This is a genomic window from Pseudocitrobacter sp. RIT415 (assembly GCF_003057695.2).
In the GTDB taxonomy this organism is placed as follows: domain Bacteria; phylum Pseudomonadota; class Gammaproteobacteria; order Enterobacterales; family Enterobacteriaceae; genus Pseudocitrobacter; species Pseudocitrobacter faecalis.
Genome location: NZ_QBJC02000013.1, coordinates 107,325 through 125,938 on the forward strand (window position 1 = coordinate 107,325; position 18,614 = coordinate 125,938).

Below are 18,614 nucleotides of genomic sequence, written 5' to 3' on the forward strand. Positions count from 1 at the left end.
TTATTCTCCGAGATGCGCCAGCAGGGAATCCAGGCGCTGTTTCAGCTCCGCAACTTCGCCTTCCAGTGCTTCAACGCGCGCGTGGAGATCGTCATCCGCCGGGGCAACGTCATCAGCAATCTGGGCCAGCACCTCCATCTCACCGCTGAAAAGATGCGTGTAGCGGCTCTCACGCTTGCCCGGCTCGCGCGGCAGACGCATTACAAACGGGCCATCTTCGCGCGTTGCCAGCCGTTCAAGCGTGGCTTCCACCTCTGCCATGTCGCTAAATTCATGCATGCGCTGCGCGCGGCCACGCAATTCACCCGGTGTTTGCGCGCCTCGCAGGAGCAGCGTGGTGATAATGGCCACTTCGGCGCTGGAGAGTTTTAAATCGCCAAACTCAGAATTACAGAAGCGTTGTTCATATTTGGTCACGCGATTGCCAAAACCGCTGACCGTACGCAGATAGTGACGTTTAACCAACGTATCCAGCAGCTCCTGCACGTCGGACTCGCTGAGGGCCATCACCGGTTCGCGGTTGGTTTTCTGGTTACAGGCCGTCACCACGCCGTTAATCGACAGCGGATACTGCTCGGGTGTAGTGACCTGCTTTTCCAGCAGACAGCCAATCACGCGTGCTTCCAGCGGGGTTAACTCGTATTTCATCTCTTCTCCTTAGCGACCAGCAGTCCATTCTTGTGTGGTGAGGGCAGTTAAAACATGGTCTCGCCATTCGCCGTCGATCAGCAAATAGTTTTTCGCATACCCCTCTTTTTCAAACCCCAGCCGCGCCAGTAAATCGCCGCTGCGCTGATTATGCGGCATATAGTTAGCCATAATACGGTGAATATGTTGGGTACGTTGCATATAGCGGATAGCGCTGGTCAGCGCTTCGAACATTAACCCCTGCCCCTGCCATTTTTGCCCAATCGAGTAACCGAGATAGCAGGCGTGGAACGATCCGCGCACTACGTTAGAGAAATTGGCGACGCCAATGATTTCTTTCTCTTCCGGGTCGAGCAGCGCAAAATAGTACGCGCTTCCCTGCTTGTGAAATTCATTAATCATCGACAAGCGAGCCTGCCAGCCGGAAGGATAACAGTGGCTATCGTCACGGATGGGCTCCCAGGGTTTCAAAAACTGCCTGTTTTCTGCGTAATAATCGGCAAGACGCCATGCATCACGGTCATGGACCAGACGCACAACCAGACGATCGGTTGTCAAACGCACTTTCGGTACGTTACTGCGATAGCCAAACATCTCTTACTCCTGTACCTGAATAATAACCCGGGTTAACTCACTATACCTGTCTGCAGGGGGTCTGTGAAAACAGCAACATACCTTTTTTCATACCCCGATCGCGATTTCGATAAACAAGCTCAATCAAAGCAGCATTTTGATAAAAAAATATTGTCGCTGGCAATATGGGAAAAGGTGAAGCGACCCGGCAGAATGGAGATGTTCATCTCTTTTTATTCCCCTGGAGGGGAAATGTCCCGCGTATCGCAGGCAAGGAGCCTGGGTAAATACTTCCTCTTAGTCGATAACATGCTGGTTGTGCTGGGCTTTTTTGTCGTCTTTCCGCTGATCTCTATTCGTTTTGTCGATCAGATGGGCTGGGCGGCATTAATGGTCGGGATTGCGCTCGGTCTGCGCCAGTTAATACAACAAGGTCTGGGTATTTTTGGCGGCGCGATTGCAGACCGCTTCGGCGCCAAACCGATGATTGTAACCGGCATGCTGATGCGCGCGGGCGGGTTTGCCATTATGGCGGTCGCGCACGAACCGTGGGTATTGTGGCTCTCCTGCTTACTCTCCGGGCTCGGCGGTACACTGTTTGATCCACCGCGTTCCGCGCTGGTGGTGAAACTGGTGCGCCCGGCGCATCGGGGCCGTTTTTTCTCACTATTGATGATGCAGGACAGCGCTGGCGCAGTCATCGGTGCACTGATGGGCAGTTGGCTACTGCAATATGACTTCCGCCTGGTGTGTAGCGCGGGTGCAGTACTGTTTATCCTGTGCGCTATCTTTAACGCCTGCTACCTCCCGGCGTGGAAGCTCTCGACTGTAAGAACACCGGTACGCGAAGGGCTTGCACAGGTGCTGCGTGACAAGCGTTTTGTCACCTACGTGTTAACCCTCACCGGTTACTACATGCTGGCGGTGCAGGTAATGCTAATGCTGCCGATCATGGTGAACGATATCGCGGGCTCGCCTTCTGCCGTGAAATGGATGTACGCCATTGAGGCGGCGCTGTCATTGACGCTGCTCTACCCCATTGCACGCTGGAGCGAAAAACGCTTTCGCCTTGAGCAGCGTTTAATGGGAGGGCTATTGATCATGACGATTTCCCTTTTGCCGATTGGTCTGGCAGACTCACTACAACAGCTGTTCACATTAATTTGTACGTTCTACATCGGTTCGATCATTGCGGAACCGGCGCGTGAAACGCTGAGCGCACATCTGGCAAATGCCCGCGCGCGCGGCAGCTATATGGGCTTTAGCCGCCTGGGCCTGGCCTTTGGCGGCGCACTCGGCTACACCGGTGGCGGCTGGCTGTTCGACAGCGGGAAAGCGCTGAACCAGCCTGAGTTGCCGTGGGCGATGTTAGGGCTTATCGGCATCATCACGTTCGTTGCCTTATGGTGGCAATTCAGTCCTAAACGCGCGACCTCGCGCATGCTTGAACCCCGCCTTTAACCCTTTTATTACGCATAATTTTTGGCCTGCAAATTACGCAGGCCATCAGTAGAATCTCATCCTAAGAAAGAAGAGATGGCACTTTCAGTCTTTTCCGCTGTCATAATCACGACTGAAAGCGCAAGCTGCCTGTGGACAGGATTACAGCACAGCATCATATTGAGGAACTTCATGAAGAGATTTTTTGTCATTGCCGCACTGATCGTTGGCGGCCTGGTGGCGGGTTGTAATCAACTGACGCAATACACAGTGAGTGAACAGGAAATTAATCAGGCGCTGCAAAAGCACAATAATTTCTCGAAAGATATTGGCCTTCCAGGTGTGGCCGACGCGCACATCGTGCTGAATAATCTTACCAGCGCCATTGGCCGTGAAGAGCCGAATAAAGTTACCCTTACCGGTGACGCTAAACTGGATTTAAACTCGCTGTTTGGCAGTCAGAAAGCGACCATTGACCTGAAACTGAAAGCGTTGCCGGTCTTCAACAAAGAGAAAGGCGCCATTTTCCTGCAAGAGATGGAAGTGGTTGATGCCAAAGTGACGCCGGAGAAAATGCAATCGGTGGTGCAAACGCTGGTGCCTTATCTGAACCAGTCACTGCGCAATTACTTTAATCAGCAACCGGCTTACGTGCTGAAAGAAGATGCCAGCAAAGGTGAAGCGCTGGCCAAAAAATACGCCAAAGGCATTGAGGTAAAACCAGGGCAAATTATTATCCCGTTTACTGATTAACGATTTAGCAGCGTAAAAAAGACGCCCGTCGATTGTTTTCGTCGGCGTCTTTTTTTACAGAAAGGAGTGCAAAGGAAAACGTTTACGTTTATCCTTAGTGCCCGGCAAAAAACAGCCCTAATGACTGATTTCCCACCAGGCCGGAGCACACACATGACCGCATTACCGCAAGTTCTGAAAATTCGCCGCCCAGACGACTGGCATATCCATCTGCGTGATGGCGAGATGCTGAAGACCGTCGTGCCTTATACCAGCGAGCTCTATGGTCGTGCGATCATCATGCCAAATCTGGTGCCGCCTATTACTACCGTGGAAGCGGCTATCAGCTACCGCCAGCGCATTCTGGATGCCGTTCCGGCTGGCCACGATTTCACCCCGCTGATGACCTGTTACCTCACCGACTCCCTCGATCCGGACGAAGTAGAACGCGGTTTTCAGGAAGGCGTATTCACGGCGGCCAAACTGTATCCGGCTAACGCAACCACCAACTCCAGCCACGGCGTCACCAGTATCGATGCCATTATGCCGGTGCTGGAACGGATGGAAAAACTCGGGATGCCCCTGCTGGTTCACGGTGAAGTCACTCACGCGGACATCGATATCTTTGACCGCGAAGCGCGCTTTATCGAAACGGTTATGGAGCCGTTGCGTCAGCGTTTACCGGGGCTAAAAGTGGTGTTCGAACATATCACCACCAAAGACGCTGCAGATTATGTCCGTGATGGTAATGAACTGCTGGCTGCAACAATTACCCCGCAGCATCTGATGTTTAACCGCAACCACATGCTGGTTGGCGGCGTGCGACCGCATCTTTACTGCCTGCCTATCCTCAAGCGCAATATTCATCAGCAGGCGCTGCGCGAACTGGTCGCCAGCGGCTTCGAGCGCGCGTTCCTCGGAACGGACTCCGCGCCGCATGCGCGTCATCGCAAAGAAGCGAGTTGCGGCTGCGCGGGCTGCTTTAACGCCCCTACCGCGCTTAGCAGCTATGCCACCGTTTTCGAAGAGATGAATGCGCTACAGCACTTCGAAGCCTTCACCTCGCTAAACGGCCCTCGTTTCTATGGCCTACCGGTGAATGAATCGACCGTTGAGCTGGTGCGTGAAGAAAGCCAGGTGGTTGAGAGCATTGCCCTTTCTGACGACACCCTGATTCCCTTCCTCGCGGGTGAAACCGTGCGCTGGACGGTTAAAAAATAAATCGCCCGCTCCCTGTTGTAAGTTTTTTGTTTTAACTGTATAAATATACAGCACACATACAGGGGGCAACCATGCGCATTGAAGTGACTATTGCTAAAACCACAACCCTCCCCGCTGGCGCGCTTGACGCTCTGGCGGGTGAACTCTCCCGACGAATTAACAATCAGTTTCCGGATAGCGGCGGCACCGTGTCGGTACGCTACGCATCGGCAAATAATCTTTCGGTTATCGGTGGCATAAAAGAAGACAAAGACCGGATCAGCGAAATTCTCCAGGAGACCTGGGAAAGCGCGGATGACTGGTTCATACCCTAAATAATTCGAGTTGCAGGAAGGTGGCAAGTCAGAGACTCCCTATGCGCTTACTCAAGTAAGTGACTGGGGTGAACGAACGCAGCCAACGCATCTGCAACCTGAAGTATGACGGATATAACCGATTAATTTGCTCCCTCATTGTGTTCTTTGCCGGGTCGCCCCGGCTTTTTTATTTCTTCCCGCCCCGCTTCTTTTGGCCTTATTCTGATTCCATTAATAAAATCTCAGCCATAATGGTGATTTATTGCGCAACAAAACGCGTGCTTTAGGAATTTGTGTTGCATTTTATTTAAAATCTCGAATATTAAGTAAGTTGTTGGTATACTGAAAAAGCTTCGAAAAAAACCTGCATTGAACCTCGAGAGTTGTTGCCTTTTAACAAAGATATAAGGGGTTATGATGGAAAAGAATAATGAAGTCATCCAGACCCATCCTCTCGTCGGATGGGACATCAGCACCGTTGATAGCTACGATGCGCTGATGTTGCGCCTGCACTACCAAGACCCCAATGAATCGAGCAAGAAAGAAGCTGAAATAGGTCAAACGCTTTGGTTGACTACCGATGTCGCTCGTCAATTTATTTCAATATTAGAGGCGGGGATCGCCAAAATTGAATCCGGCGATTACCAGGCGAATGAGTATCGCAGGCATTAGCGCTGATACGAATAATTATCAACAGGCACCTTCGGGTGCCTTCTTTATTTTCAGACTTGTATCCATCCTCCTTGTTAATTACCCTGCTATACACATCATGCTGATGCGACTTATCAAACAACAATTCCAGGAAGCGCTATGCAATATGACCTAATCATTGTCGGCAGTGGCTCCGTCGGGGCGGCTGCCGGATACTACGCTCGTAAAGCGGGCCTTAATGTCCTGATGACCGACGCCCACATGCCGCCTCATACCGAAGGCAGCCACCACGGTGATACGCGCCTGATTCGCCACGCGTATGGTGAAGGCGAAAAATATGTCCCGCTGGTGCTGCGCGCGCAGCAATTGTGGGACACGCTTGCCGCCACCAGCGGTGAAGAACTGTTTGAACGCAGCGGCGTGGTGAACCTTGGCCCGGCAGATTCAACCTTTCTGGCCACCGTGGCGCAGAGTGCGGAAAAATTTGGCCTTGATGTCGAGCGACTGGATGCCGCAGGCGTGATGGCGCGTTGGCCGGAAATTCAGGTGCCCGATAATTACCAGGCCATTTTTGAGCCAGCCTCCGGCGTACTAAAAAGCGAGCTGGCGGTAAAAACGCTGATCGCACTGGCAAAGGACGCAGGTTGCGCACAGCTCTTCAATTGCCCGGTAACCGCGATTGAACATCACGCTGACGGTGTGGCGATCGAAACGTCAGAAGGCCGTTTTGAGGGGAAGAAATTGCTGCTCAGCGCCGGTACATGGGCTAAACAGCTTTACCCGCAATTGCCAATCCAACCGGTTCGTAAAGTGTTTGCCTGGTTCCAGGCCGATGGGCGCTACAGCCGTAAAAATAATTTCCCGGCGTTTACGGGTGAACTACCGAATGGCGATCAGTTCTATGGTTTCCCGGCGGTTGAGAATGAACTTAAAATCGGCAAACATAATGGCGGCCAGCTCATCAATACACCACAAGGACGCAAACCGTTCGGAACCGTGGCGACCGATGGCTCTGAGGCTTTCAGCTTCCTGCGCAATATTCTGCCCGGTATTGGCGGCTGTTTACACGGCGCGGCTTGTACCTATGACAACACAGCGGATGAAGATTTTATTATTGATACACTGCCCGGTCAGCCAAATACTTTGCTGATTGGCGGATTGAGTGGTCATGGTTTTAAGTTCGCCACCGTGCTGGGTGAAATCGCCACGCGATTCGCGCAGTCGCAGCCAGAAACCTTTAACCTGGCGCCTTTCTCGCTTTCCCGTTTTGACGATTAATCCGTGCGGTTTGCCTAATGGCGCTGCGCTTATCAGTCCTACAATCGAAGCCAATTGTCGGTCAGGTAAGCGCAGCGCCACCTGAAAAATGCAGGCACATACAATGATGTGCCTTTAAAGAGAACAACAATGCAGCGTCTATATAACTATCTGGTCAACAATCTGCGCGAACACTTTATGATCTACGTCGCGCTCTGCCTGTTGCTGGCCGTGATCGACCTTATCTGGATTTTCTTCACCTGATCACTGCGGGTCAGGGATCCCGAGTTTAGTATTCAGCCGCCCGCGTGATTTATTAAAAATCTTGTTGCCATTTTCCCGTCCGGCGCGGCGTTTACGCTGCTCCTCTTCCGGCAGTTTGTGCTCTTCCTGGCAGGCTTCACTACAGCAGCCTTCATATTTCTCCGCGCAGGTCGGGCACTGAATAAACAGCAGATGGCAGCCGTCATTCAGGCAGTTCGTGTGACTGTCGCATGGCGCACCACACTGGTGGCAGTGGGCAATCACCTCATCGGAAATACGCTCCCCCATCCGCTCGTCAAAAACAAAGTTCTTACCGATAAAACGCACCGGTAACCCTTGCTCACGCGCGCGGCGGGCATATTCAATAATACCGCCTTCAATGTGCCATACCTGCCTGAACCCGTTATGTTTCATCCAGGCGCTCGCCTTTTCACAGCGGATCCCGCCGGTGCAGTACATAACAATTTTCTTGTCTTTATGCTCCTGCATCATCTCGACGGCTTTCGGTAACTGATCGCGGAAGGTATCTGCCGGGATCTCCATGGCGCGTTCGAAATGGCCGACTTCATATTCATAGTGGTTGCGCATATCGATGAACACCGCATCCGGGTCATCCAGCATCGCGTTCACTTCCGCCGCTTTTAAATAAGCGCCGACATCATTCGCGTTAAATGTTGGATCATCAATGCCGTCCGCCACAATGCGGTCACGCACTTTCATGCGTAGCACCCAGAACGATTTGCCGTCGTCATCCAGCGCGATGTTTAAGCGCAGCCCATTCAGCGCAGGGTCAAAACCGTACAACAGTTCACGCAGCGCATCGACATTGCTTGCGGGTACGCTAATTTGGGCGTTGATTCCTTCATGAGCTAAATAGATGCGGCCAAACACTTTCAGTTCGGAAAGTGCAAGGTAAAGGGCATCACGGGTCGCTTTCGGGTTAACGATGGTGAAATACTTATAGAATGAGATTGTCGTGCGTGGCTCGGTTTCAGCGAGCATCTGCGCCTTCAGAGTCTCATTCGATATGCGGTTATGTAACACTGGCATGGTGCTCTAATCCTGCAAGAAAGAATGAAATTGATAAAACGGGCGGATGATATAGCAATCATCGATAATTTACATCCACACATTTTGCGCTACATTTGTCTCTCCATCAAAACAACGTATGAAACATTTGCACGAATTATCGACACTCGTACTCTGGTCAGGTTTGGCTGGCGGGAAAATAGTGCGACAATAGCGGAAGTGGCTCGATAAAACAGGAAAGACATGACCCAGTTACCCAAATTTACCGCAGCGTTGCTGCATCCTCGTTACTGGCTAACCTGGCTGGGAATTGGCCTGCTGTGGCTGATCGTTCAATTGCCCTACCCGATCATTTATCGTCTCGGCAATGCCATTGGCCGCGTGGCGCTGCGTTTTATGAAGCGTCGCTCAAAAATCGCTTACCGCAATCTCGAATTATGTTTTCCCCAAATGAGTGAAGCCGAGCGTCATCAACATGTGGTGAAGAACTTCGAGTCGGTCGGCATGGGCCTGATGGAAACCGGGATGGCATGGTTCTGGCCCGATCGCCGCATCGAACGTTGGACAGATGCCAGCGGTCTGGAACACATCGCTGCCATGCAGGAACAGAAACGCGGCATTTTGCTGATCGGGATTCATTTTCTGACGCTCGAAATGGGTGCGCGAATGTTCGGCTTTTTCAACCCGGGCATTGGCGTTTATCGCCCAAACGACAATCCGGTTATTGATTTACTGCAAACCTGGGGGCGAATGCGCTCCAATAAATCGATGATCGACCGGAAAGATTTGAAAGGCATGATCCGCGCGCTGAAAAACGGTGAAATCGTCTGGTATGCGCCGGACCACGACTATGGCCCACGTGCCAGCGTCTTTGCGCCATTGTTTGCCGTTGAACAAGCGGCTACGACATCAGGTACATGGATGCTGGCGAGAATGTCGAAAGCCAGTATTGTGCCCTTCGTGCCGCGCCGCAAACCTGACGGCAAAGGTTATGAGCTGATCATCCTTGAGCCGGAAGTCACCCCGCCACTGGACGACGCAGAGACCACCGCCGCGTGGATGAACAAGATTGTCGAGAAGTGCATCATGATGGCCCCGGAGCAGTATATGTGGTTGCATCGCCGCTTCAAGACCCGCCCAAAAGGAATGCCTTCCCGCTACTGAACGTTAGCGCAGCCTTCGTGGCTGCGCTGATACCCTGCCTTGCAGTAACAATCACACGCGCGCATAATTAGCAGGCTTATTGAATTATCTGCTACCTTCTGCTCACTTTTGGAATTTTATGCCTGCTTCTGATGCCGATGCCCCCATAAACTGGAAACGTAATCTTACTGTCGCCTGGCTTGGCTGCTTCCTGACCGGCGCGGCATTCAGCCTGGTGATGCCTTTTCTCCCTCTCTACGTCGAGCAACTTGGCGTCACCGGCCATAGCGAACTTAACCTGTGGTCAGGGATTGTCTTCAGTATCACGTTTCTGTTTTCCGCCATTGCTTCGCCGTTCTGGGGCGGTCTGGCCGATCGCAAAGGCCGTAAGATCATGCTGCTTCGCTCGGCCCTGGGAATGGCTATCGTCATGCTGCTGATGGGTCTGGCGCAGAATATCTGGCAATTTTTAGTACTGCGCGCGCTGCTTGGCGTGCTGGGCGGTTTTGTGCCTAATGCCAATGCGCTGATTGCCACCCAGGTACCGCGAAATAAAAGCGGCTGGGCGCTGGGAACACTCTCAACGGGTGGCGTCAGCGGTGCCCTCCTCGGGCCGCTGGCGGGCGGTTTACTGGCCGATAACTATGGTTTACGGCCCGTCTTTTTCATTACGGCCACGGTGCTGTTCTTGTGCTTTGTATTGACCTTGCTATTGATTCGTGAACAGTTCACGCCGGTCAATAAAAAAGAGATGCTGCACGCCCGCGAGGTCATCAGCTCGCTGAAGAATCCCAAACTGGTGCTCAGCCTGTTTGTCACCACCATGATCATTCAGGTCGCCACCGGCTCCATTGCGCCTATTCTGACGCTTTATGTGCGCGATCTCGCCGGCAACGCCAGCAACATTGCCTTTATCAGCGGGATGATTGCCTCCGTACCCGGCGTCGCCGCCCTGTTGAGCGCGCCAAGGCTGGGCAAACTGGGCGACAGAATCGGCCCGGAAAAAATCCTTATCGCCGCGCTCATTCTCTCGGTGCTGCTGTTGATCCCCATGTCGTTTGTACAAAATCCCTTGCAGCTTGGCATCCTGCGTTTTCTGCTTGGTGCCGCCGACGGCGCCCTGCTGCCCGCGGTGCAAACGCTGCTGGTGTATAACGCCAGCAACCAGATTGCCGGGCGGGTGTTTAGCTATAACCAGTCGTTTCGCGATATTGGTAACGTGACCGGGCCATTGATTGGCTCGGCGGTGTCGGCAAGCTATGGTTTTCGTGCGGTGTTCTGCATTACCGCCGCCGTCGTGTTGTGCAATGCGATCTATACCGGGTTTAGCCTGCGCCGTCGCGCCCCGGCTAAAACTGTCGGGTGATTTTCTGCCAATTTTTCTTGCCCGTTCCAATCTTAAGCTATTCTTTTCCTGAATAACCCGGAATGTTGCCCCTCTCAGCGGGCAGCACCTGAGACCACGTCAAATCGCAGGGAGAATAAGATGACTATGTATGCCACGCTTGAAGAAGCTATTGACGCGGCGCGAGAAGAGTTCCTCGCCGATAACCCCTCCGTTGAAGAGAGCGATGCGGATGTTCAGCAGTTGAATATCCAGAAATACGTTTTGCAGGACGGCGACATCATGTGGCAGGCAGAATTCTTTGCCGACGACAGCGAAGAAGGCGAGTGCCTGCCGGTACTGAGTGGGGAAGCGGCGCAGAGCGTCTTTGACGGCGATTATGACGAAATCGAGTTACGCCAGGAGTGGCTGGAAGAAAATACGCTGCATGAATGGGATGAAGGCGAATTTCAGCTCGAACCCTCGCTGGATACCGAAGAGGGCCAGGCTGCGGCAGATGAATGGGATGAGCGCTGATTATTCATAAGGGCCGTGGCTGGCATCAATAGGTAGCAGTAACGTATCGAAGATCAGCGAAAACGGCAGGTCAATAATCGTCAGCCAGCGCCATGCGGAATCACGCAGATCCCACTGTACGCCAGGATAGTATTGGTTTCCGTGGCCCTGGCCCGGAATGGTGCGGCTGATAACGCTTCCGCATCCGCTCAATAACAGCGTCATGGCGATGACCAGTACGATTTTCATGCAACACCTCAACGTCAGACAAAAAAATACCGGCTTTAACGCCGGTATTTTCCTTTTTTACGGCTTATTTTGCTTTCATCGCCAGCGGGTTAATCGCCAGTTTCGAGTACGCGTCCACCCAGGAGGTGTATTTCTCAGGAGCAGCCCATACACGGTAGTGCAGACGTGCCATCGTCACCGGGTCACTCAGCAGCACTAAACGACGGTCGCGGTTGAGTTTGTCCGGCGTTTCATTCAGCGCCTGCTCAACGTGGCGATCACGCGCAATCTCCAGTACATGGCTGGCACGGTGACGTGCGGTTGCCATCGCTGTCGCCAGTGCGTTATACGACGGGTTAAACACCGCGTGCATAAAGCCATTTTCCAGCGTGCGATTACGGTTCAGTTGCAGGTAGGCATCCGTATCAGCCAGCACTTTCGGCGTATTATACTCTTCCGGGATCAGGAACAGCTTCCAGCGCTTCGTCCGCAGACCTACCGTTGCGCGGCTCGAAATGACGGAAACGAACGGCGAAAGAATGAGCGAGAAGACAATCGGCGCCAGCCAGAACAGGAAACGCAGATCCAACCATGCCATGCCGACTGCCCACACCAGCCCCAGCAGCAGCTGAGAGCCGTGACGCATAAACGCTTCACCCCATGGTGTGGAGTCATCATCGCGCTGCGGCGAGTTCCAGACCACTTCCCAGCCCAGGAAAGCGCTGACCACGAACACGGTGTGGAACAGCATACGCACCGGTGCCAGCAGCACGGAGAATAGTACTTCCAGCAGCAGAGAAATCGTCACGCGGATAAAGCCGCCGTACTCTTTCGGCCCCTTACACCACACCAGAATAATGCTGAGCAGTTTCGGCAGGAACAGCAGCACCATGGTTGAAGCAAACAGCGCTATCGCCAGTTCAGGACGCCACTGCGGCCACACCGGGAACAACTGACGCGGTTGCAGGAAGTACTGCGGCTCAGTGAGCGCGTGCACCACCTGAAGCGCCGTTGACAACGCCAGGAACAGGAACCACAGCGGTGCTGAGAGATAAGACATCACGCCGGTCAGGAACACCGCGCGGTGAACCGGGTGCATTCCTTTCACCAGGAACAAGCGGAAGTTCATCAGGTTACCCTGACACCAGCGACGGTCACGCTTCAGCTCATCAAGCAGGTTCGGCGGCAGTTCTTCATAGGAGCCCGGCAGGTCATAGGCAATCCAGACGCCCCACCCTGCCCGACGCATCAGCGCGGCTTCGACGAAGTCATGCGACAGAATCGACCCGGCAAAGTTACCCTCACCCGGCAGCGGCGCTAGCGCACAATGCTCGATAAACGGTTTTACGCGGATGATGGCGTTGTGCCCCCAGTAGTGGGATTCACCCAACTGCCAGAAGTGTAACCCGGCGGTGAACAGCGGGCCGTAGACGCGCGTGGCAAACTGCTGACAACGGGCATACAGCGTATCCATACCCGATGCACGCGGCGAAGACTGGATGATCCCGGCATTCGGGTTCGCTTCCATCAGGCGCACGAGGTTGGTCAGACAGTCACCGGACATCACCGAGTCGGCATCCAGCACCACCATGTAGCTGTACTCGCTCCCCCAGCGGCGGCAGAAGTCATCAATGTTCCCGCTTTTACGCTTCACACGACGACGACGACGACGGTAGAAGATCTGCCCTTCGCCCTGCACTTCGGCAATCAGCTCCATCCACGCTTTCTGCTCAGCAACACAGATATCCGGGTTGTAGCTGTCGCTCAGAATGTACACATCGAAGTGTTTCTGCTGACCGGTCGCTTTCACCGATTCCCAGGTCGCACGCAGGCCCGCGAAGACGCGATCGACGTCCTCGTTACAGATAGGCATGATAAGCGCGGTGCGATGTTCCGGGTTCAGCGGTTCATCGCCCACCGTGGACGCGGAAATACTGTATTTATCCCGGCCAATCAGCAGTTGCAGGAAGCCCATCAGTGCGGTCCAGAAGCCGGCAGAGACCCAACAGAACAGCACAGCAAACAGCACCAGGATGCCACTTTGCAGCAGATACGGCAGCAGCTGCATAAAGGAGACCCACAGGTCCTGGCCAACCATATCGACAGGGTTAATAAACGCCCAGCCCTGATACGGCAGAATGGTTTTCATGTACCAGGTCGCTACCACCGTCTGCGCCAGCGTCAGGATCAGCAAAATGTAACGGCGGATAGAACCCGTCGTTCGCCATTTTTGCTCGTGCTCCTGCTCTTCTTTGGTCAGACGAGACACATAGCGCGGGGTAACATCACGACCGCGCAGGCGATCCCAGAAACGGCCAATCGGGTTGGTACGCCACGGGTCCGGGAACATGGAAGAACGTTTCGCTTTCGGCATGGCCTGAAGCTGCGTGCGTCCTTCGTCATCTTTGATGAGCTGGTCACCGGCCAGAGAGTCTGGCCAGTTTTGCTCAAGACGTGCTTTCACGGATGCGAGCGGGGTATCGTCATCGCGTTCAAACGTTTGATGCTCGGTATCCAGCGCTTCGTGCACAGCACGCAGACTCGAATCGGGCAGCGCCGATTTTTCCGCCTCCGTGAGCGACAGCGCGTCAATGTACTTCGTTGTCTTATTCATTGGCAGGCAGCTGATAGCTCCAGGTTTCACTCAGCGTTTGGTCAGCGTTAACCAGCGCCGCGCGCATTTCAGTGGTTTTCTTCGGATCTTTCACTTTAACGCGCAACGTCAAGCGCCAGCCTTTGGTGACCGGGTTATAACGTACGCTGTTTTCAACGATTTCACCGTTGTCGCCAATGCTGGCTTGTGAAGTTACAGGCGTATCCTGCGGCAGTTTTTTCATGTCCGCGCCGGTGAAATCGACCACGAAGGCCAGCGTGCCATCCGGTTGACGAATCAGATTGGACTGTTTCACATCACCGGTAGAACGACGTGTCTGCACCACATACGCGCTATCCGGCGCATGGAGTTTATCTTCGTCACGGCTGAAGGTGATGCTGTATTTGTAGTTCATCTCTTTACCGGCTTCCGGGAGCTGATCCGGTGTCCAGTAAGCCACGATGTTATCGTTGGTTTCATCGTTGGTCGGAATTTCTACCAGTTCGATTGTCCCTTTACCCCACTCACCTTTCGGGGTGATCCAGGCGCTTGGGCGCAGATCGTAACGATCGTCGAGATCTTCAAAGCGGGAGAACTGACGGCCACGTTGCAGCAGACCAAAGCCCTGCGGATTTTCAGTCGCATAGCTGCTGACGGCCAGGTGTTTCGGGTTATTCAGCGGACGCCAAATCCATTCACCGTTACCCGCGTGAATAGACAGACCGTTCGAGTCATGCAGCTCCGGACGATAGTTAGTCACCTGAGAGGGTTGATTCGGCCCAAACAGGAACATACTGGTCAGCGGCGCGACACCCAGTTTACCGACTTTATCACGCAGGTAGATTTTGGTTTGTACATCCACCACTGTGTCGCGACCCGGCATGATGACAAAGCGGTAAGCCCCAGTGGCGCGCGGGGAATCCAGCAGTGCGTAGATGGTCAGACGCTTGTCGGTCGCTTTCGGACGTTCAATCCAGTATTCACGAAAACGCGGGAATTCTTCACCGGACGGTAAAGCAGTGTCGATAGCGAGACCACGTGCGGATAAACCATATACCTGCCCTTGCCCAAGGACACGGAAGTAGCTGGCACCCAGCATACTGACGATTTCGTCGTTTTTGCCTTTGCTGTTGATAGGATAAAGCACTTTAAAACCAGCAAAGCCAAGGTCTTTCACCGTGTCTTTATCGTGCTGTACATCACCGAAATTAAAGTAGTCCGGGTTGTATTTAATTTTGCGTACGGACGTAGCGGTAACTTCGTTAATGGTAACCGGCGTGTCGAAGTACATACCCTGGTGGTAGAACTCGAGCTTAAATGGGGTTTTAACGTTGCTCCAGTAGGCCTTATCGTGGTTGAACTGAATCTGTTGGTAGTCCGCATATTTCATTTCGCGGAATACGGAAGGCAGGTTGCTTTTCGGCGCTTCATAGCTCTTCCCGGCCAGTGATTTCGCCTGCTTTGCAACGTCATCAATGCTAAACGCCCATGCAGATGAAGTACACAGGGACAACATTACGGCAGCGCCAATCCAGCGCATTTTCATCATCTGTGGTTTATTGTTCATATAGCTAAGCACTTCCCCCTTTGTGTGCTTAAATCGATCCGATCCATTTTACTGGAAACTCAAGCAATCCGACAACATAATCCCCATATTGTTCAGCATAGCGGCTCAGGGAATAAGCAACCGTTAACTGCTTTTTGCACTTTGCGTGCTTATCCTGGAGACAGGTACCCGGACTTCGTGTAGGGTTGCGTCGAATGTAAACGTTATCGCGGCGAGCGATAAGACGAATAGTCTGAGAATTTAGCTAACTCTATGAATAATGTACCTGCACAGCGCGAATATTTCCTCGATTCCATCCGCGCATGGCTGATGCTTCTGGGTATCCCTTTTCACATTTCCCTGATTTACTCCAGCCACACCTGGCATGTTAACAGCGCAGAACCTTCCTGGTGGCTCACGCTATTTAATGATTTTATTCATGCTTTCCGCATGCAGGTGTTTTTTGTTATCTCGGGCTACTTCTCCTACATGCTGTTTTTGCGTTATCCGCTGAAGAAGTGGTGGAAAGTGCGCGTTGAGCGCGTTGGGATCCCCATGTTGACGGCGATCCCTTTGCTGACGCTACCGCAGTTTCTGATGCTGCAACACGTCAAAGGAAAAACGGAAAGCTGGCACACGCTATCGCTCTATGACAAATATAATACTCTGGCATGGGAACTGGTGTCGCATCTGTGGTTTTTATTGGTTCTTGTGGTGTTGACCACACTTGGCATCTGGGCATTCAAAGTCATTAAACGCCGTCAAACGCCAGGAGGTTTAGATAACCTCACCATGGGCAAACTGACGGTATGGTTCTTGCTGTTGGGCGTGCTATATGCCGCAATCAGACGCGCGCTGTTTATCGTTTATCCCCCCATTCTCAGCGATGGCCTGTTTAACTTTGTGGTGATGCAGACGCTGTTCTATGTGCCCTTCTTCGTGCTGGGCGCGCTGGCGTTTATCCACCCTCGCGTTAAAGCGTTGTCTACCACCACCTCCTGGCCGTGCGTGATAGCCGCCATCGCCGGTTTCATCGCCTATCGCCTGAATCAACAGTACGGTTCTGGTGATGCGTGGATGTATGAAACCGAGTCGGTGATCACCATGGTGCTGGGACTGTGGATGGTGAACGTGGTGTTTTCGCTGGGCCACCGCCTGCTCAATTTCCAGTCTGCGCGCGTCACTTACTTCGTCAATGCTTCACTGTTTATCTACCTGGTGCACCATCCGCTGACGCTGTTTTATGGCGCGTGGATCACGCCCACTATTCATTCCAATATCGTGGGCTTTATTACCGGGCTGGTCTTTGTGATTGGGTGTGCGCTGGTGCTATACGAGATCCATCTGCGTATTCCGCTTCTGCGTTTCCTGTTCTCAGGTAAACCGCAGCAGAAGGTTGAAAAAGCGCAGCCTTCACGCGGTTAACGCACAAACAAAAACGCCTGATACGTTGCGGTATCAGGCGTTTTTTTATGCGTCGACGTCGTCGCCCTGCTGACTTAATAAGCGCTGATACAACCTCGCATTTTCTTCGTCGTAACAGACAAACAAGACTTTCTCCGGCGTGCGGTGAAACGTCAGAAAACGCTCAACTGTATGGAAAGCGATTTCTGCGGCGGCGGGTTTCGGGTAGCCGTATACACCGGTCGAAATCGCTGGAAACGCAACGCTTTGATAGCCGTTATCCAGTGCCAGCTGCAGGCTGTTGCGATAAGCCTGCTCCAGCAGCGAGGCTTCATGCGCATCGCCACCTTTCCACACCGGCCCGACCGTATGGATAACCGCCTTCGCCTTCAGGTTACCCGCCTGAGTAATCACTGCATGACCCGGCGGGCACGTTCCTTGTTGCTGACGCACGACCGCGCAGGCTTCTTCTAACACCGGGCCTGCGGCACGGTGAATGGCACCATCAACGCCGCCACCGCCCATCAGCGATGGGTTTGCTGCATTGACGATCACATCCACGTCAAGTTGGGTAATATCTCCCTGCAACACCTGAATACGTGCTGTCATGCTGACCTCCTGCCGACCACAAACCTGTTATCCGTTTGGACAATAGCGGTGGTGGGCTTGCTGACAAATAATAGAAACCCTTTACGGGGGTGCCATTATTGATACTGCACGCTTATCACAGCAAGCGTTTTCTGTTTATTCAGCCACTTCATATCGAGCGTAGCGTCCCTGAGGTGTTGTGTTTCTCCATGCGAAAGTGACGTAACGGGAATCGTACTTTGATGATGATCGCCATCGCGGTAGCAGGAGACGTTGACATTATCCGTAGATGGCTTCACCGCGCAGCCTCCTTCCACAATTTGACCGCGAAAGTGAATAACGCCCCCCTGGCCTGATCGTTCGGATTCAGCCAGCGCGTCGAAACAAACGGCGGGAGTAAGACAGAGTATCAACAACGCATTACCGAGAATTGCTTTCATGTAAGCCTCTTCACAAAGCCTCATCCCTGATTGTTGATTACGATGGGTCATCTGTTCATCTTCTCAGGCTAGCAGCCCCTGAGATTTTTGAAGGCATCAACAAGCAACGGATGAAATTAAATAGTGTGTTGTTCAATACGTCATTTATTTTCAAGGAGTTAAATGACCCGCTATTGGTAATTCAGAAGGAAGTTACCAACAGAGAAGCTATCGGCAATGGGGGAAAATACTTTAGAGTGAAGGAGTTAAGTTTTCTGTGGGTCAAGCGACCAGGTTTCCGTAAGATCAATATCGCGGCCGTCTGATACATGAACGGTCACCAGCACATTGTCACCTGGCGCAGGCGTCAGAACCAGCGTGGCCAGCGCCTGGGGGCGATGCGCCTGAATAACCTGCACACTTTTTTGTCGACTGCGACTGACGCCTGATGCGCCCTGCCGTTGGGTTTCCATGCTGACTTCACACTGGCACTCTACAGGTAGCGTTACCCAGGGGATTACGATGACCTGCTCGCCCTCTTGCTTTGAGTCAAAACTCAGCGTTCCTATCACCATTGCCGCAACGATGAGAATGGGCATCGTATGATTAACCTCTCTGCTGTTTGTCATCGACCAGTTCAACTCACCGTAGCGCTGCCATAGCTTTCATCCTCATGAGTTCAATAAGAATTGTCTTAAGAGGGCATGGCGACGGGTGAAGATGCTTGCAAAATTTATTCGTA

At 52.9% G+C, this 18,614-nt stretch carries 20 protein-coding genes; 11 read left to right on the forward strand and 9 right to left on the reverse strand.

Annotated features, from left to right (window positions below):
* Together DBY68_RS14320 and rimJ are read right to left on the reverse strand one after the other, a co-directional pair.
* A complete protein-coding gene (locus tag DBY68_RS14320) occupies positions 1–648 on the reverse strand; it encodes a YceH family protein (RefSeq protein WP_108475756.1) in 648 nt (215 codons plus the stop codon).
* A 9-nt stretch (positions 649–657) separates the two neighbouring features.
* The gene (gene rimJ, locus DBY68_RS14325; RefSeq protein ID WP_108475757.1) at positions 658–1,242 is read right to left on the reverse strand and encodes a ribosomal protein S5-alanine N-acetyltransferase; all 585 of its coding nucleotides are present in this window, start codon (positions 1,240–1,242) and stop codon (positions 658–660) included.
* A gap of 231 nt (positions 1,243–1,473) precedes the next feature.
* Between rimJ and mdtH the strand changes: the two genes are divergently transcribed.
* The 7 genes from mdtH to DBY68_RS14360 all read left to right on the forward strand — a co-directional run bounded on the left by mdtH (position 1,474) and on the right by DBY68_RS14360 (position 7,082).
* Entirely contained in the window at positions 1,474–2,682 is a 1,209-nt protein-coding gene (mdtH, locus tag DBY68_RS14330; RefSeq protein ID WP_108475758.1) for a multidrug efflux MFS transporter MdtH, read from the forward strand.
* A gap of 171 nt (positions 2,683–2,853) precedes the next feature.
* Positions 2,854–3,414: a lipoprotein gene (locus DBY68_RS14335; RefSeq protein WP_108475759.1), complete on the forward strand. Its 561-nt coding sequence runs from the start codon at positions 2,854–2,856 to the stop codon at positions 3,412–3,414.
* Positions 3,415–3,567: 153 nt separating this feature from the next.
* On the forward strand, positions 3,568–4,614 hold the full coding sequence (gene pyrC / locus DBY68_RS14340; RefSeq protein WP_108475760.1) for a dihydroorotase: 1,047 nt from the start codon (positions 3,568–3,570) through the stop codon (positions 4,612–4,614).
* Positions 4,615–4,685: 71 nt separating this feature from the next.
* On the forward strand, positions 4,686–4,928 hold the full coding sequence (dinI, locus tag DBY68_RS14345) for a DNA damage-inducible protein I (RefSeq protein WP_108475761.1): 243 nt from the start codon (positions 4,686–4,688) through the stop codon (positions 4,926–4,928).
* A gap of 399 nt (positions 4,929–5,327) precedes the next feature.
* A complete protein-coding gene (bssS, locus tag DBY68_RS14350) occupies positions 5,328–5,582 on the forward strand; it encodes a biofilm formation regulator BssS (RefSeq protein WP_015964888.1) in 255 nt (84 codons plus the stop codon).
* Positions 5,583–5,720: 138 nt separating this feature from the next.
* Positions 5,721–6,839, forward strand: a complete 1,119-nt coding sequence (gene solA, locus DBY68_RS14355; protein WP_108475762.1) for an N-methyl-L-tryptophan oxidase — start codon at positions 5,721–5,723, stop codon at positions 6,837–6,839.
* Between the two features lie 129 nt (positions 6,840–6,968).
* Positions 6,969–7,082 (forward strand): DUF2770 family protein, encoded by a 114-nt coding sequence (locus DBY68_RS14360; protein WP_108475763.1) that lies wholly within the window; start codon positions 6,969–6,971, stop codon positions 7,080–7,082.
* On the opposite strand, the gene DBY68_RS14365 is transcribed toward DBY68_RS14360, so the two are convergent.
* Complete coding sequence (locus DBY68_RS14365) at positions 7,083–8,132, reverse strand: rhodanese-related sulfurtransferase (protein ID WP_108475764.1); 1,050 nt, start codon at positions 8,130–8,132, stop codon at positions 7,083–7,085.
* A gap of 222 nt (positions 8,133–8,354) precedes the next feature.
* Between DBY68_RS14365 and DBY68_RS14370 the strand changes: the two genes are divergently transcribed.
* The 3 genes from DBY68_RS14370 (at position 8,355) to DBY68_RS14380 (ending at position 11,115) form a co-directional block, all read left to right on the forward strand.
* Positions 8,355–9,275, forward strand: coding sequence for a Kdo(2)-lipid IV(A) acyltransferase (locus DBY68_RS14370; RefSeq protein ID WP_108475765.1), 921 nt, complete (start codon positions 8,355–8,357; stop codon positions 9,273–9,275).
* Between the two features lie 118 nt (positions 9,276–9,393).
* Positions 9,394–10,620, forward strand: coding sequence for a multidrug efflux MFS transporter MdtG (mdtG, locus tag DBY68_RS14375; protein ID WP_108475766.1), 1,227 nt, complete (start codon positions 9,394–9,396; stop codon positions 10,618–10,620).
* 120 nt (positions 10,621–10,740) lie between these two features.
* The gene (locus DBY68_RS14380) at positions 10,741–11,115 is read left to right on the forward strand and encodes a MysB family protein (RefSeq protein WP_015964894.1); all 375 of its coding nucleotides are present in this window, start codon (positions 10,741–10,743) and stop codon (positions 11,113–11,115) included.
* On the opposite strand, the gene DBY68_RS14385 is transcribed toward DBY68_RS14380, so the two are convergent.
* The 3 genes from DBY68_RS14385 to mdoG form a co-directional block, all read right to left on the reverse strand.
* Positions 11,116–11,343, reverse strand: a complete 228-nt coding sequence (locus DBY68_RS14385) for a YceK/YidQ family lipoprotein (RefSeq protein WP_108475767.1) — start codon at positions 11,341–11,343, stop codon at positions 11,116–11,118.
* 64 nt (positions 11,344–11,407) lie between these two features.
* Positions 11,408–13,936: a glucans biosynthesis glucosyltransferase MdoH gene (gene mdoH, locus DBY68_RS14390; protein ID WP_108475768.1), complete on the reverse strand. Its 2,529-nt coding sequence runs from the start codon at positions 13,934–13,936 to the stop codon at positions 11,408–11,410.
* Positions 13,929–15,482, reverse strand: coding sequence for a glucans biosynthesis protein MdoG (mdoG, locus tag DBY68_RS14395; RefSeq protein ID WP_108475769.1), 1,554 nt, complete (start codon positions 15,480–15,482; stop codon positions 13,929–13,931). The genes mdoH and mdoG overlap by 8 nt, the downstream gene beginning before the upstream one ends.
* A 252-nt stretch (positions 15,483–15,734) precedes the next feature.
* Between mdoG and mdoC the strand changes: the two genes are divergently transcribed.
* Complete coding sequence (mdoC, locus tag DBY68_RS14400; RefSeq protein WP_108475770.1) at positions 15,735–16,886, forward strand: glucans biosynthesis protein MdoC; 1,152 nt, start codon at positions 15,735–15,737, stop codon at positions 16,884–16,886.
* Positions 16,887–16,931: 45 nt separating this feature from the next.
* On the opposite strand, the gene ymdB is transcribed toward mdoC, so the two are convergent.
* From ymdB to csgC, 3 genes are all read right to left on the reverse strand, one after another.
* Entirely contained in the window at positions 16,932–17,474 is a 543-nt protein-coding gene (gene ymdB, locus DBY68_RS14405) for an O-acetyl-ADP-ribose deacetylase (protein WP_108475771.1), read from the reverse strand.
* Positions 17,475–17,569: 95 nt separating this feature from the next.
* Entirely contained in the window at positions 17,570–17,944 is a 375-nt protein-coding gene (locus tag DBY68_RS14410; protein ID WP_108475772.1) for a hypothetical protein, read from the reverse strand.
* A gap of 194 nt (positions 17,945–18,138) precedes the next feature.
* Complete coding sequence (gene csgC, locus DBY68_RS14415; RefSeq protein ID WP_158529117.1) at positions 18,139–18,471, reverse strand: curli assembly chaperone CsgC; 333 nt, start codon at positions 18,469–18,471, stop codon at positions 18,139–18,141.
* Between the last annotated feature and the right edge of the window lie 143 nt (positions 18,472–18,614).